At 61.6% G+C, this 14,084-nt stretch carries 13 protein-coding genes; 6 read left to right on the forward strand and 7 right to left on the reverse strand.

The genetic code is table 11. The features are described 5' to 3' along the window. Positions 1-23: 23 nt before the first annotated feature. Both V8359_RS05985 and V8359_RS05990 read right to left on the reverse strand, forming a co-directional pair. Entirely contained in the window at positions 24-2,858 is a 2,835-nt protein-coding gene (locus tag V8359_RS05985) for a helicase-related protein (RefSeq protein WP_336427822.1), read from the reverse strand. Between the two features lie 29 nt (positions 2,859-2,887). Beyond that, positions 2,888-3,394, reverse strand: coding sequence for a tetratricopeptide repeat protein (locus V8359_RS05990; RefSeq protein ID WP_336427823.1), 507 nt, complete (start codon positions 3,392-3,394; stop codon positions 2,888-2,890). A gap of 127 nt (positions 3,395-3,521) precedes the next feature. On the opposite strand from V8359_RS05990, the gene V8359_RS05995 reads away from it, so the two are divergent. Then, positions 3,522-3,812 (forward strand): SCP2 sterol-binding domain-containing protein, encoded by a 291-nt coding sequence (locus V8359_RS05995; RefSeq protein ID WP_336427824.1) that lies wholly within the window; start codon positions 3,522-3,524, stop codon positions 3,810-3,812. 3 nt (positions 3,813-3,815) lie between these two features. Further along, positions 3,816-4,790, forward strand: a complete 975-nt coding sequence (locus tag V8359_RS06000; RefSeq protein WP_336427825.1) for an alpha/beta hydrolase — start codon at positions 3,816-3,818, stop codon at positions 4,788-4,790. Here the strand turns inward: V8359_RS06000 and V8359_RS06005 are convergent. Then, on the reverse strand, positions 4,766-5,596 hold the full coding sequence (locus V8359_RS06005; protein ID WP_336427826.1) for a fumarylacetoacetate hydrolase family protein: 831 nt from the start codon (positions 5,594-5,596) through the stop codon (positions 4,766-4,768). The genes V8359_RS06000 and V8359_RS06005 overlap by 25 nt on opposite strands. Before the next feature lie 101 nt (positions 5,597-5,697). Here V8359_RS06005 and V8359_RS06010 point away from each other — a divergent pair, with 101 nt between their 5' ends. The 4 genes from V8359_RS06010 to V8359_RS06025 all read left to right on the forward strand — a co-directional run bounded on the left by V8359_RS06010 (position 5,698) and on the right by V8359_RS06025 (position 10,588). Continuing rightward, a complete protein-coding gene (locus V8359_RS06010; protein ID WP_336427827.1) occupies positions 5,698-6,696 on the forward strand; it encodes a ligase-associated DNA damage response exonuclease in 999 nt (332 codons plus the stop codon). After that, entirely contained in the window at positions 6,693-8,288 is a 1,596-nt protein-coding gene (locus V8359_RS06015) for an ATP-dependent DNA ligase (protein WP_336427828.1), read from the forward strand. The genes V8359_RS06010 and V8359_RS06015 overlap by 4 nt, the downstream gene beginning before the upstream one ends. Positions 8,289-8,348: 60 nt before the next feature. Then, on the forward strand, positions 8,349-10,172 hold the full coding sequence (locus tag V8359_RS06020; protein WP_336427829.1) for a M3 family oligoendopeptidase: 1,824 nt from the start codon (positions 8,349-8,351) through the stop codon (positions 10,170-10,172). Between the two features lie 164 nt (positions 10,173-10,336). Further along, positions 10,337-10,588 carry a hypothetical protein gene (locus V8359_RS06025; protein WP_336427830.1) on the forward strand — a complete coding sequence of 84 codons (252 nt, stop codon included), beginning with the start codon at positions 10,337-10,339 and terminating at the stop codon, positions 10,586-10,588. Here V8359_RS06025 and V8359_RS06030 read toward each other — a convergent pair whose 3' ends face one another. From V8359_RS06030 to V8359_RS06045, 4 genes are all read right to left on the reverse strand, one after another. Continuing rightward, positions 10,589-10,858 (reverse strand): DksA/TraR family C4-type zinc finger protein, encoded by a 270-nt coding sequence (locus V8359_RS06030; protein WP_336427831.1) that lies wholly within the window; start codon positions 10,856-10,858, stop codon positions 10,589-10,591. 11 nt (positions 10,859-10,869) lie between these two features. After that, entirely contained in the window at positions 10,870-11,793 is a 924-nt protein-coding gene (locus V8359_RS06035; protein ID WP_336427832.1) for an alpha/beta hydrolase, read from the reverse strand. Between the two features lie 185 nt (positions 11,794-11,978). Next, positions 11,979-12,875: an RNA polymerase sigma factor RpoH gene (gene rpoH, locus V8359_RS06040; protein ID WP_336427833.1), complete on the reverse strand. Its 897-nt coding sequence runs from the start codon at positions 12,873-12,875 to the stop codon at positions 11,979-11,981. A 165-nt stretch (positions 12,876-13,040) separates the two neighbouring features. Further along, entirely contained in the window at positions 13,041-14,066 is a 1,026-nt protein-coding gene (locus V8359_RS06045) for an RluA family pseudouridine synthase (protein WP_336427834.1), read from the reverse strand. Positions 14,067-14,084 lie beyond the last annotated feature (18 nt).

A 14,084-nucleotide genomic window follows, 5' to 3' on the forward strand; every position in this document is an offset into this window, starting at 1 on the left:
CCACAAGGGATGGCGGCCCCCGATCACTCCTTGGTCTTGAGCCCCATCAGCGCCGCAGCAAACGGGTTGTCGGGATCTATCTTGTCGGATTTTGATGGTTTGGACGAAAAGGTCTTGGCGTCCTTGGCCGGAGGCTTGCCACCTTTTTTCGGGCGTCCCTTGCCCTTGGGCTTGCCCGCCGGTTTCGCGCCCCTTGGCGCATCACCGCGTGACTGGCGGTTGCCGCGACCGGCCCATGTGAACGTGTAAAAGACTTCGATCTCGGGGGTCTGGTCGTCGGGTGTTTCGCCCGGGGGGACTTCGGTTTCGCTCATTGCGGGAATGTCGGGTTCAACCTCGCCTTCGGGGGCGGGATCGGATGCCACCGGCGCCTCGCCTGCGTCCGCGATCTGCTCAACCTCGTCCTGCGCCGTGGTCACGCCGTCAGGCGCGTCGGCTGCGGGTGCGGGGGCATCTTCCATCACCTGATCCACCGGCTTGACCTTTTCGCGCTCACCGCGTTCGGCCTTATAGCCCAAGCCCTGCATCAGGTCGGCGAATTGCTCAAGCGTCATCCCGGTGATCGAGAGCATGTCGGCGCTCGCCTCAAAGCCGCTCCGGCTGTCTGCTGCGCGCAGCATGTCCGCCAACCGCTCAAGCATGTCGATACGGATCGCCCGCTCGCCCGCGGCGCGGTATCCGGCCATGGCAAAGTAGCCCGGAGGCGTCGAAGCCGTGGTTGCCGGAACGGTGACAAGGCCCGGCGGTGGTGCCTCTGGAAACTCGTCAAGTCCTTGGCTCAGCGACCACAAAACAAGGCGCAGCCGCGTTGGTGCCGGTTTGAGAAGGGCCGGCATGAAAACCGTGAATTGACCGAACCGCACGCCATGCTTGCGCAGCGCGCCGCGCGCGTCCTGATCCAGCGCCTTGACCTCCTCGGCGATGTCGCCGCGTGGCAGCACTCCCATAGCCTCGACCATGCGATAGCCAAAGCCGCGGGCCAGCCCTGTCAGCGCCTCGTCCTTTTGAATCGCCATAAGCGGCTCGAACAATGCCGCGATCTTGCGGTCGATAAAGTGCTGAAGCCGGCGCTCGACCTTCTGGCGCACATCCTCCGACGCCTCGTCATCGACAAATACCTTGACCGAAGGCTTGAGCGTGTCAGACCCTTTGACAAGCTTGCCCACGGCCTCTTCGCCCCACATCAGGCCACCTTGCTCGGTAAAGTCGATCTCGGTGTCGGGCGCATTGTAAAAGCGATCCGCGCGCAGGTGGAAATGGGGCGCAAGCGCCTGAAGGCTGGCTTGATCAAGCGCCTTCGCTTCGGGCCCGCTTGCCGCCTTGTCGCGGATGAACCTGAATCCTGCCAAACGGCCGGCATATTCGCCTTCGACCGTCACATCACCGTTTTCGCTAACTTCGGCCACCACGGCCTCCTTCTGTTTCAACCGGCGCAAAAGCACGCTCGTGCGCCGGTCCACAAATCTTTGCGTCAGCGCCCCGTGCAGGGCGTCTGACAGGCGGTCTTCTACTACACGGGTGACACCACGCCAATGCGTTTCGTCATCCACCCAGCCCTTTCGCTGCGCAACATAGGTCCACGTCCGAATAAAGGCGAGCCGTTTTGATAATGTGTCAATGTCCCCATCCGTCCGGTCCAGTCGCTTGATCTGCCGCGCGAGCCAGTCATCGGGGATACGGCCCAACGCGGTCATGTCAGTATAAATACGCTCGAGAAGGGCCGCATGTTCCGAAGAACTTATTCCGCGGAAGTCGGGAATCCGGCACACATCCCACAAAAGCTTGACCCGCGTCGCATCCCCGAGGCGATCCCGGATGTCGGGCATCTGGGCCAAAGTCCGAAGCGCGACCACATCGTCGGCCTCCCGGCTGCGGCCAAGCATGGGCAGTTCGGGCTTTGCATCCAGCGAGGCGAGCAACGCCTCGACCGTTCCGAACCTCAACTCGGGGTTTCGCCATTCCAGTCGCGTGATCGGCGCGAAGCGATGCTCTGTAATGGCCGTGACCACCTCTTCTTGCAGGTCCGGGGCCTCTCCGGTCACACCGAAGGTGCCATGACGCATGCCGCGCCCCGCCCGTCCGGCGATCTGAGCCAGTTCGTTTGGATGCAGCGGGCGCATCCGTCGGCCATCAAACTTCGAGAGCGCCGAAAACGCGACATGGTCGACATCAAGATTGAGGCCCATGCCGATCGCATCCGTGGCGACGAGATAATCCACATCGCCATTCTGATAAAGCTCGACCTGCGCGTTTCGGGTCCGGGGGCTGAGCGCCCCCATCACCACCGCCGCGCCGCCCTTCTGCCGGCGAAGAAGCTCGGCCATGGCATAGACATTATCAAGAGAGAAGCCGACGATGGCGCTGCGACCGGGCATTTTCGAAAGCTTCTTGGGCCCGGTATAGCTAAGCTGGGACATCCGCTCACGGCTTTGGAACTGCACCCCCGGCACCAGTGAGGCAATGGCCGACCGCATTGTCGCGGCCCCCAGAAACTGCGTCTCCTTGAGGCCGCGCATCCGCAACAGACGGTCGGTAAAGACATGGCCCCGCTCGGGATCGGCGCATAGCTGTATCTCGTCCACGGCCACGAAATCGGCACCGATGCCCTCGGGCATCGCCTCGACCGTGGCGACCCAGTATTTCGTGCGCGGCGGCACGATCCGCTCTTCGCCTGTGACAAGGGCCACAACCGACGGCCCGCGCAGCGCGACGATCTTGTCATAGACCTCGCGCGCCAAAAGACGCAGCGGGAGGCCGATAACACCGGTGCGATAGCCCAGCATCCGCTCAATGGCGTAATGCGTCTTGCCGGTGTTGGTCGGCCCAAGAACCGCATAAATGCGGGGCGGTTCGGCCATGAGTGCCTCCTGCGGCTTTGTAGGTGGGATCAGAGTTGCGTGCCCTGCGTGACATGGCTCAGACGCTCGAGCGCGGCAAGGGTATCTGGATCATGAGGATGGATGTCGCGGGCGGCCTCATACGCCCTGACGGCCAGTTCCTCCTGCCCCGTCTCTTCCAGAAGCGAGCCCAGACTATAGAGCGCGGTGTAATGGCGCGGCTCAAGCGCCAGAGCATGCTCCAGATCCGCAAGCGCCGGACCCAGCAGGCCCGCGCGGGCGCGCGCGATCGCGCGCACATGCCAGGCTTCGGCAAATTTCGGCGCATGATCGACCAGTGCGCCAAGATGATCCCGTGCCGCGGCAAGGTCTCCGGCCTCAAGCGCGTTCTTTCCGCGTCTGAGCAGAAAATCCATTGCGGGCGATCCCGATTTCGACAGTTCAAGCGCGATATCCTTGGCAATCGCGGGCGCCGCGGCCTCATCGGCCTTTTGCAATTGCGCAAACAGACGATCCAGCCGTGTCGCCTCACCCGACCAAGCGGGTAGGGAAAACATGACTGTCGCGAAAACTGCCGCGACGATATTCTTGAGATTATATCTGTGAACGCTCATAACCCGGAAGAGTTTAACGCATACGTCCGGAATGCAAACCCCCGGCCGATCAATTCCGAAGGAGAACCCCATGAGCGAAACGATCGACGCAGCCGTCAAGAGCCTCAATGAAAAGCTCGAAGGCAATGAATTCAACGGAACCGCCAAATTCGTTATCGAAGGCGAAGGCGCGGTAATGGTTGACAATGCGGGTGCGCGCGCGGGCGATGACGAGGCCGACGTGACCCTGACCGCCGATGCCGAAACCTTTCACGCGATCATGACGAACGACCTTGACCCAACCGCCGCCTTCATGACCGGAAAGCTGTCGGTCGACGGTGATATGGGCATGGCGATGCAACTGGGCAGCGCCCTCTCCTGAACGATGCAGACTGCGCCATTCCATCACGAAATCACCGATGGCCCTGAAGATGCAGAGGCCTGGTGGCTGCACACCGATGACGGGGTGCGCATCCGGATTGGCCTGTGGCGCCACGAAGGGGCGCGCGGGACGGTCCTCCTGTTTCCGGGACGCACAGAGTATGTCGAGAAATACGGCCGTGCGGCGCATGATTTCGCGGCGCGCGGCTATGATCTGCTCGCCGTGGACTGGCGGGGCCAGGGCCTTGCTGATCGGCTAATCGCTGATGAACTTTCGGGGCATGTGCATTTCTTTGACGATTATCAACATGATGTGCGTGCCGTTCTAGACGCGGCGCAGAAGCTTGAGCTGCCGAAGCCCTGGTATCTTCTCGGGCATTCCATGGGGGGATGCATCGGGCTACGCGCCCTGCACAATAATGCCCCGGTCGCCGGCGCGATCTTTTCGGCGCCGATGTGGGGCATTCGACTGGCTGACGTCGTGCGGCCGCTTGCCTGGTCTCTTGGCTGGGGAAGCCGCCGGCTTGGCATGGACCATTTCTATGCCCCCGGCACCCAGTCGAACCCCTATGTCCTGAGCGAGCCGTTCACAGCGAACAAGCTCACCTGCGACGAGGACATGTATCAATACATGATCGACCAGACCCGCGCCCGCCCCGCGCTTGGACTTGGTGGTCCGAGCTTGCGCTGGCTCTATGAGGCGCTGAGCGAATGCCGCAAGCTTGGCCGCATGCCCTCTCCTGAATTGCCGTGTATCACCTTTCTTGGCTCCGACGAGGAAATCGTCGATCCGGTCAGCGTCCATGACCGGATGAAGCGGTGGCCTGATGGCACGCTCAAGCTGCTTGAGGGTGCGCGCCACGAGGTCATGATGGAAAGCCCGACCACACGGACTTGCGTTTTTGACCGGATGGCTGATTTCATGGATGGCGTGCGAAACAAAAGCGCTGCGCGTCAGCCATCCATCGCCACCTCCTGACGCTGCCGCCCAAGACCTTCGATCTCAAGCTCCATAACATCCCCGGGGGTCAGAAAGCGCGGCGGCGTCATACCCATTCCGACGCCGGGCGGCGTGCCCGTCGCAATGACATCACCGGGGTGCAGGCTCATCATCTGGCTGAGATAGGACACCACATGCGCTACGCCGAAGATCATGGCGCTCGTGCTTCCCGTCTGCATCCGCTCTCCGTTCACATCAAGCGACATGCCAAGGGCCTGCGGGTCTCCCGCTTCGTCCGGGGTCACCAGCCACGGGCCGATGGGGCCGAACGTGTCGCAACTCTTGCCCTTGGTCCATTGGCCCTTGCGCTCGGTCTGAAAATGCCGCTCCGATATGTCATTGACGATGGTGAACCCCGCCACATGCGACAGCGCGTCGGCCTCGGACACGTATTTCGCGTGTCGACCGATCACCACACCAAGCTCGACCTCCCAATCTGACTTCTCGGACCCGCGCGGCAACATCACGGTGTCGTTCGGACCACAGATCGACGATGTGGCCTTCATGAACACGATAGGCTCGGGCGGCGGCGTCAAACCCGCCTCGGCCGCATGATCCGAAAAATTGAGACCGATCCCGATGAACTTGCCCGTCCCGGCAATCGGCGGCCCAAGGCGCGGCGTGCCCTCCACCAGAGGAAGCGCTTCGGGATTGACCTTAGGCAACCGGCCCAGAAGATCTCCGGCCAAGTCGGGCACAACACCCGACAAATCCCTCAAACGCCCCTCGGAATCAAGCATGGCCGGGCGCTCGGCCCCCGGCGCCCCATATCTGGCAAATCGCATCGTGTCCCCCATTCGATGTGTCGCGCTCACCCTATCGCAGGACCCGCGAATGACAAGCGGCCACGACTGGCATTTTACCCCCATGAGACTACTCTTCAAACATGGTTCTGAGATTCACACCTTCTGGCATCTACTGCCCCGCCGGGGATTTCCACATCGACCCTTGGCGCCCGGTGAATCGGGCTTTGATCACCCATGGCCATGCCGATCACGCGCGCCATGGTCATGCGCGCTATCTGGCCACCGACATCGCGGCACCGGTCATGCGGCATCGTTTGGGCGCCATCAAGCTCGACACCCTATGCTATGGCGAGGAACGCCGTATCGGCGGGGCCACCGTGTCTTTTCACCCGGCAGGGCATATCCCGGGCTCGGCCCAGATACGGGTCGAGGTGAAGGGCGAGGTCTGGGTTGTATCCGGCGACTACAAGACCGCACCTGACCGCCTGTCCACCCCGTTCGAGCCGGTGCGCTGTCACAGCTTCATCACCGAATGCACCTTTGGCCTGCCGGTCTTTACCTGGCCCACCGAAACCCAAGCCGCGCAAGAGATCAACGACTGGTGGGCGGCCAACGCCTCGGCGGGGCGGTTCTCGCGTCTGGGGGCCTATTCCTTGGGTAAGGCACAGCGCTTCCTGTCGCTGCTTGATCCATCTATCGCGCCGATCCTGACCCATGGAGCGGTGGAACAGACCAATGACGTATTGCGGGCGCAAGGTTATGACATGCCCCCGACCCTCCATGTGACGCCCGATCTCAAACCCGCCGATCATCCCGGTGCGCTCGTCCTCGCGCCACCCGCAGCCTTTGGAAGCACTTGGGCACGCCGCTTTCGCCCGGCCTCGACCGGGTTTGCAAGCGGCTGGATGCGCCTGCGCGGCGTGCGCCGGCGGCGCAGCGTCGATCGCGGATTCGTCATGTCCGATCATGCTGACTGGGACGGGCTGAATGCGGCAATCTCTGATACTGGCGCGGAAAACGTCTACACAACGCATGGTTACACCGATATCTTCGCATCCTGGCTCAAGGATCAGGGCTATAACGCCCGCGCGGTCCCGACCGAGTTCACCGGCGAAAGCGAAGAGGGCAGCATCCTTTGAAACGCTTCACCGATCTCTATACGACCATCGATCAGACAACCAAGACCACCGTCAAGGTGGACGCGCTGACCGAGTATTTCCGCGCCGCACCCGAGGCCGACAGGCTCTGGACCATCGCACTTTTCTCGGGGCGGCGCCCGCGCCGGGCGATCACCACCACGAAACTACGGGAATGGGCCGCAGAGCAGGCCGGGATTCCGCTATGGCTGTTCGAGGAGAGCTACGGCATCGTCGGCGATCTGGCCGAGACCATCGCATTGGTGCTGCCACCGGCAACGCAAGATCACGATGCCCCCCTGACCGACTGGATCGAGCAGATGCGCGCGCTTGACGACGCCGATGACGAGACGCGCAAGTCGGCCATCCTCGGCGCATGGGACCAGATGACCCCGCGCGAGCGCTTTGTCTTCAACAAGCTGCTGACCGGCGGTTTTCGCGTCGGCGTCTCGCGCAAGCTCATGACGCGCGCGCTGGCTCGGGCCACCCACCGAGACGAGGCCGAACTTGCCCACCGGCTCATGGGCGACTGGACGCCGGACACCACCACCTTCGCCGATCTGATCGAAGCGCCAGACGATGCCGCCGCCCTCTCGCGGCCTTACCCCTTCTGCCTCGCCTACGGGCTTGACGAAACACCCCCAGAAGAGCTTGGCCACCCCGGCGACTGGTGCGCCGAATGGAAATGGGACGGCATCCGCGGCCAACTCATCACGCGCGGCGGGGCGCATTTCGTCTGGTCGCGCGGTGAGGAGCTTATGACCGACCGCTTTCCCGAACTTGCCGTTGCGCGCGATCTTCTGCCGCCCGGAACCGTGATCGACGGGGAAATCGTGGCATGGACCGGCACGGCCCCCCTTCCCTTCAACGACCTGCAAAAACGGATCGGCCGCAAAACGGTGCCCAAAACGCTTCTGAAACGTGCTCCGGTCATCGTTCTGGCCTATGATCTGGTGGAAGACGACGGTGAGGATATCCGGGCACGGCCCTTTGCCGAACGGCGCGCACGCCTTGACGCGCTGATGCAAGGCCTGCCCGAGAACGCGCCGCTGCGCCTCTCGCGTCTCATTGCGTTCAAGACATGGGACGACCTGCGCCAACACCGCGCCACGGCCCGCGACCAACGCGCAGAAGGGCTGATGCTCAAGCGCGCGGACAGCCCTTATCATGCGGGGCGCAAAAAGGGGGACTGGTGGAAATGGAAGCTCGATCCGCTGACCATTGATGCGGTGATGATCTATGCACAGCAGGGCCATGGCCGCCGCGCCAACCTGTTTACCGACTTCACATTCGCGGTCTGGTCCGGCAACGATCTGGTTCCCTTCACCAAGGCTTACTCCGGCCTGACCGATGCCGAATTCCGCCAGATCACGGCGTGGGTGCGCAAGAATACACAGCAACGCTTTGGTCCGGTGCGACAGGTGACACCCGAACACGTGTTTGAAATCGCGTTCGAGGGCATCCACGAAAGCCCGCGCCACAAATCCGGTGTCGCGCTGCGCTTTCCGCGGATGAAGCGTTGGCGTCATGACAAACCAGTGCAAGAAGCGAACACACTTGATGATTTGCGCGCTATTCTCGCCCAATACGGCTGATACGGTTGAGCCCGCGCGCCCCGCCCACTATGTCAGACGCAAATCACAAGGAGAGCCCGCATGATCCACCTGCCACAGCCTGCCCGCGACGCCGAAACCGATCACGGAAGCCGCGATCTGGGGGACCTGCCGGAATGGGATCTCAGCGATCTCTACCCAGGTGCCGACGCGCCTGAGCTCAAACGCGATCTTGATTGGCTCAACAACGCCTGTGCCGAATTCGCAAAGGATTACGAGGGCAAACTCGACACGCTCGACGCGGGTGGCCTTTTGAAATGCATCCGCCGTGACGAGGAGATTACAAGTGTGGCGGGACGCATCATGTCTTTTGCGGGCCTGCGCTATCATCAGCAGACAACCGACCCCGAGCGCACCAAGTTCCTTTCGGACTGTCAGGAAAAGATCACGGCCTATACCACGCCGCTGGTCTTTTTCTCGCTCGAACTGAACCGCCTTGAGGATGATCACCTCGCCGCGCTCTATGACCAAAGCGCCGGGCTCAAGCGATACAAGCCAGTGCTCGACCGTATTCGCGCGATGAAGGATCATCAACTTTCGGACGAGCTTGAGAAATTCTTGCATGATCTGGGCGTAATGGGCGACGCATGGGAGCGGCTCTTTGACGAAACCATCGCGGGCCTGTCGTTCGAAGTGGATGGCGAAACCCTTGGGATCGAGGCGACGCTCAACCAACTCACCGAACAGGACCGTGACAAGCGCGCGGCAGCGGCGGAAGAACTCGCAAGGGTTTTCGGCGCGAACATCCGCACCTTCGCCCGTGTCCACAACACATTGACCAAGGAAAAAGAGGTCATCGACCGCTGGCGCAAGATGCCCACGCCCCAAAGCGCGCGGCACCTTGCCAACGATGTCGAGCCCGAGGTGGTCGAGGCCCTGCGCGACGCGGTGGTCGCGGCTTACCCCAAGCTCAGCCATCGGTATTACGAACTCAAGCGCAAGTGGCTCGGCCTTGACCGTATGCAAGTCTGGGATCGCAATGCCCCCTTGCCCATCGAAGAGACGAAGATCGTCGATTGGCCCACCGCACGCGGCATGGTGATGGACGCCTACACCGCCTTTGACCCCCGGATGGGCGATCTGGCGACGCCGTTCTTTGAAAAGGGCTGGATTGACGCCGGCGTAAAGCCCGGTAAGGCACCGGGCGCCTTCGCGCATCCCACGGTGACCGCCGTCCACCCTTACGTGATGCTCAATTATCTGGGCAAGCCGCGCGATGTCATGACACTTGCGCATGAACTTGGTCACGGCGTGCATCAGGTTCTGGCGGCGGATCAGGGCGAACTTCTCAGCTCGACCCCGCTCACCCTCGCCGAAACGGCTTCGGTGTTCGGCGAAATGCTCACCTTCCGCAAGATGCTCGACGCCGCGGACACCAAGCAGGAGCGCAAGGTGCTCCTTGCCGGCAAGGTCGAGGACATGATCAACACGGTCGTGCGTCAGATTGCGTTTTACGATTTCGAATGCAAGCTCCACGCCGCCCGGCGCGAGGGCGAACTGACCCCCGAAGATATCGGCGCCCTCTGGATGTCGGTACAGGGCGAATCACTCGGCCCCGCCTTCGACTTCATGGACGGGTATGAGCATTTCTGGGCATATATCCCGCATTTCGTTCATTCGGCCTTCTATGTCTACGCCTATGCCTTTGGCGACGGTCTCGTGAATGCGCTTTATGCCGTTTACGAAGAAAACCCCGAAGGCTTTCAGGACAAGTATTTCGAGATGCTTCGCGCCGGCGGCTCCAAACATCACAAAGAACTTCTGGAGCCCTTCGGCCTCGACGCCACGGATCCGAAATTCTGGGACAAGGGCCTGTCGATGATCTCGGACATGATAGACGAGCTCGAGGCGATGGAAGATCAGTGAAACAATCGGTCAAACCGCGCGTTGGTTAAGCGTTTCGCCTTTTATCTGAGACTCCAGCGAAAGGCGAAACACGTGCAACAGTCGGAAGGTGCCCTGCAAATCGCAAAAACATGTGATCACGTTTCTTGCGACACATTTTGGATGAACGGTCATCAAGAACGAAAATGAACAAGGAACGCACACCCTACCGCCGAACATGGCGCTTCAAACTGCGACGGTTTCAGGCCTGGACGCGCGCCCGCGTGCCGTTTGGCCTGCGCGCGGTCATCGGTCTATTGCTGATCATCGGCGGCATCTTCGGCTTCCTGCCAATCCTCGGCCTCTGGATGCTGCCACTTGGCATCGCCGTGGCGGCCTTGGACGTCAGGCCAATCATGCGGCGCCTGCGCCGCAACCGGAGCAGCGGCTCCCGCTGATCACTTCAACTGGCTGTCTTTGGAGCCACGCCGGTTAATACCACCGCGCGAATTGGCGCGGCCATCGCGCTCGGACGCACAATCAAAGCATAGCTTTACACCCGGAATCGCCTCTCTCCGCGGTTCGGGGATCGGCTCCTCGCATTCCGCGCAATGGGTGCGGCTTTCGCCCTCTGGCGCCGGTCGCGACTTGAGTCGCGCCAATTCATCGGCAATCGACGCTTCGATCTGTTCGCTCACCGCGCCATCACGGGCCCATCCACCGGCCATATCCTGTCCTCCTATGGTTGCGCCGACAACACCATGTAGCGCTCAAAAGCGGTTGCACCGCTCCACGCCTGTTCGATCATGCCGCGCAAGACACCCACTGCCGCCGGCGATGTCGCGGGCACCGAGTGGTTCAGTCCCTCGCCACTGCTTAGCGCTGTGAAATCAATCACCGAAACATCGAGACCGGCCACTTGATCGGGCCCTTGAATCCCGCCGAGGCGCGGCTTGCTGCCCGTGATCAGGCTGGCAAGATCAAGCGCACGGTCCTGCTGTGAGATGAAAATGAAAAATGGCTGTGGCAGTTGGCCGATTGCCTCCGCCTGTTTGTGAAAGAGGTCGGGGTCGATATCAGGCGACATCAGCGCCACGCTGCTGATGCGGGACAAAAGCCGCCTGTCGCCCTTCAGTGCAATTTGCCGCAACGTCTCCATCGCAAGATGTGCGCCCATTGAGTGCGCCACGATCGCGACCTTTTGACCGTCATCCGTCAGGGTGCGCAACGTCTTTTCAAGATCGTCTCGCGCGAAAAGAACGCTGTCACGGTCATAGGCATATCCGCTCGGAACCCCGGCGGACGCCCAGGAAAACATCGTGGCGGGGCCGTTGATGCCGAAATCGGCTTTCATCTGCGCAAAGCGGTAAAGCGCCTGCGACATCGTATTGTTGTAGCCATGAATGAACAAAAGTGTCTCGCCGCCCCCGCCTCGTGCGCGCAGATCGCGGCGCATTGCGACACCGCTGGCAAATCGCTGTGACTCGGTGACGACGAAATCGGTCGCCGCGTTGGGCGTTTCGTCGGGCCATTCGATCCGTCCGATCACATGGGTGGGCGGCACGCTGACCGTGATCCGCGCATGGCTCAGCTCCTTGGGACGCTCACGTCCGAAGGACGGGCCCGGATTGTCGAAATCCCGCTGCGCCGCGACGTATATCACCTGAGACGAGGCACCTTGAACAGGAGGCGCGACCCGTGCGACCGGCTGAGCCCCACAGGAGGCGAGCAGTATCAAACAGACAGCAAACCTGACATATCGTATCACAACAAACACCCCGCCCTTAACCGAGAAAACCCCGGCCCTTGTGGCCGAGGCTATCGTCTATGCCGACTCGCTCCAAGCTCTTAGGCGGGTGCCATTATGCCTTTTTCTTGCGCCAGCGTCCGCATACGCTTTTGCAACTTTTCGAAGGCACGCACCTCGATCTGACGGATACGTTCGCGGCTGACGTCATACTGCCCGCTCAATTCCTCAAGCGTGACACTCTCCTCATTAAGCCGACGCTGGGTCAGTATGTCTTTTTCGCGGTCGTTGAGCACATCCATCGCCTCGGTCAGCAGTCCGAGTCGCGACTCGAGCTCGTCGCGCTTTTCATAATCGCCGGCCTGATCGGCATCCTCATCCTCGAGCCAATCCTGCCATTGCATGGTGCCTTCGCCCTCTTGGCCAACGGTGGCATTGAGCGAAGCATCGCCGCCGGACATGCGGCGGTTCATGCTGATAACTTCGGTCTCGGTCACACCAAGATCATGCGCGATCCGTGCAACATTTTCGGGCCTCATGTCACCTTCCTCCAGCGCGCCGATGCGTGCCTTGGCCTTGCGAAGGTTGAAGAAAAGCTTTTTCTGCGCGCTCGTCGTGCCCAGCTTCACCATGGACCAGCTGCGCAGGATATATTCCTGAATACTGGCGCGAATCCACCACATCGCATAGGTGGCAAGGCGGAAGCCCTTTTCAGGGTCGAACCGTTTCACCGCCTGCATCAAGCCAACATTCGCCTCGGAAATCACCTCGGCCTGCGGCAAACCATAGCCGCGATAGCCCATGGCGATCTTGGCCGCAAGCCGCAGGTGCGATGTCACCATCCTGTGCGCGGCCTCGGTGTCTTGTTCCTCGACCCAACGCTTGGCCAGCATGTATTCTTCTTCCGGTTCCAGAAGCGGAAACTTCCGGATTTCCTGCATGTAGCGGTTCAGACCGCCTTCCGGGGTCGGTGCCGGCAGATTTGCATAGTTGCTCATGGTTCATTCCCTCGCTCAGCCCTATGTTAACGGGCGTAACATGGATTTGGGACCGGTCGGTCTGTTTTTCAAGACGCCTAGCGCCGAATTCCTAAGACATTATGAACGATATTATCCGCATTGCGAGGGTCTGTGTCACGCGCTCACGCAGTCGTGCGAAAGCGTTTACCCTCTCAAAGCGGACAAAAGCGCCTGCATGTCATCAGGTAAACGCGCCTCGAACGACATCTGTTCCCCGGTTGCGGGATGCTCAAAACCCAGTTCAGCGGCGTGTAGCGCCTGTCTCGGAAACGCCTCCGCCGCGGCAAGTGCCGCCGCCGTGAACCCGCGTTTGGACAGGCTTCGCCGCCCACCATAAACCGGATCACCGACAAGGCCGTGCCCGACATATCCCATATGAACACGGATCTGATGCGTCCGCCCTGTTTCAAGCCGGCATTCGATCAACGCGGCCCCGGCCGGGCGGCCCAGCGGCTCGATCACGCGCGCACGGGTCACGGCGTGCCGTCCGGCCTCGAACAGCACTGCCTGCCGCTGACGGTCGGTGCGGTGACGGGCAAGGTTCGTGGCGATGCGCAGAACGCCTCCCGGCTCGAAGGACACTCCGCGCAGCCCGCGCAGGCGCGGGTCGGCGGCCTCGGGCACCCCATGGGTGATCGCGAGGTAACTACGGGTCACGCTGTGCGCCGCGAACTGCTCGCTCAGGCCGTGATGCGCCCGGTCGCTCTTGGCGACCACGAGAAGCCCACTGGTATCCTTGTCGATACGGTGCACGATTCCCGGTCTGCGCACGCCGCCCACACCAGACAATTCGTTGCCGCAATGATGCAAAAGCGCGTTGACCAGCGTGCCACGGGGACTTCCGGGGGCCGGATGAACCACAAGACCCGCAGGCTTGTACACCACGAGCAGGTCTGCGTCTTCGTGAACGATATCGAGCGTGATGGCCTCGGGGCTTATTTCGCTCTCCTCGGCCTCGGGAAGCATGATGGTCACTTCGTCGCCTTCGGCCACCCGCGCCTTGGCCTCGGTGGTGATCGCACCGTTCACCGTGACCGACCCGTCACTCAGAAGCCGCGTCAGCCGCGTCCGCGAAAGATGTGCCGCCTCTGGCACATCACGCGAAAGCGCCTTATCAAGGCGCGGCGGCGGATCGGCCGCGATGAAAAACGTGATACGCGTGGGCCCCATGGACGACACTCCCAAGCC

This window comes from Roseovarius sp. E0-M6, assembly GCF_037083845.1.
In the GTDB taxonomy this organism is placed as follows: domain Bacteria; phylum Pseudomonadota; class Alphaproteobacteria; order Rhodobacterales; family Rhodobacteraceae; genus Roseovarius.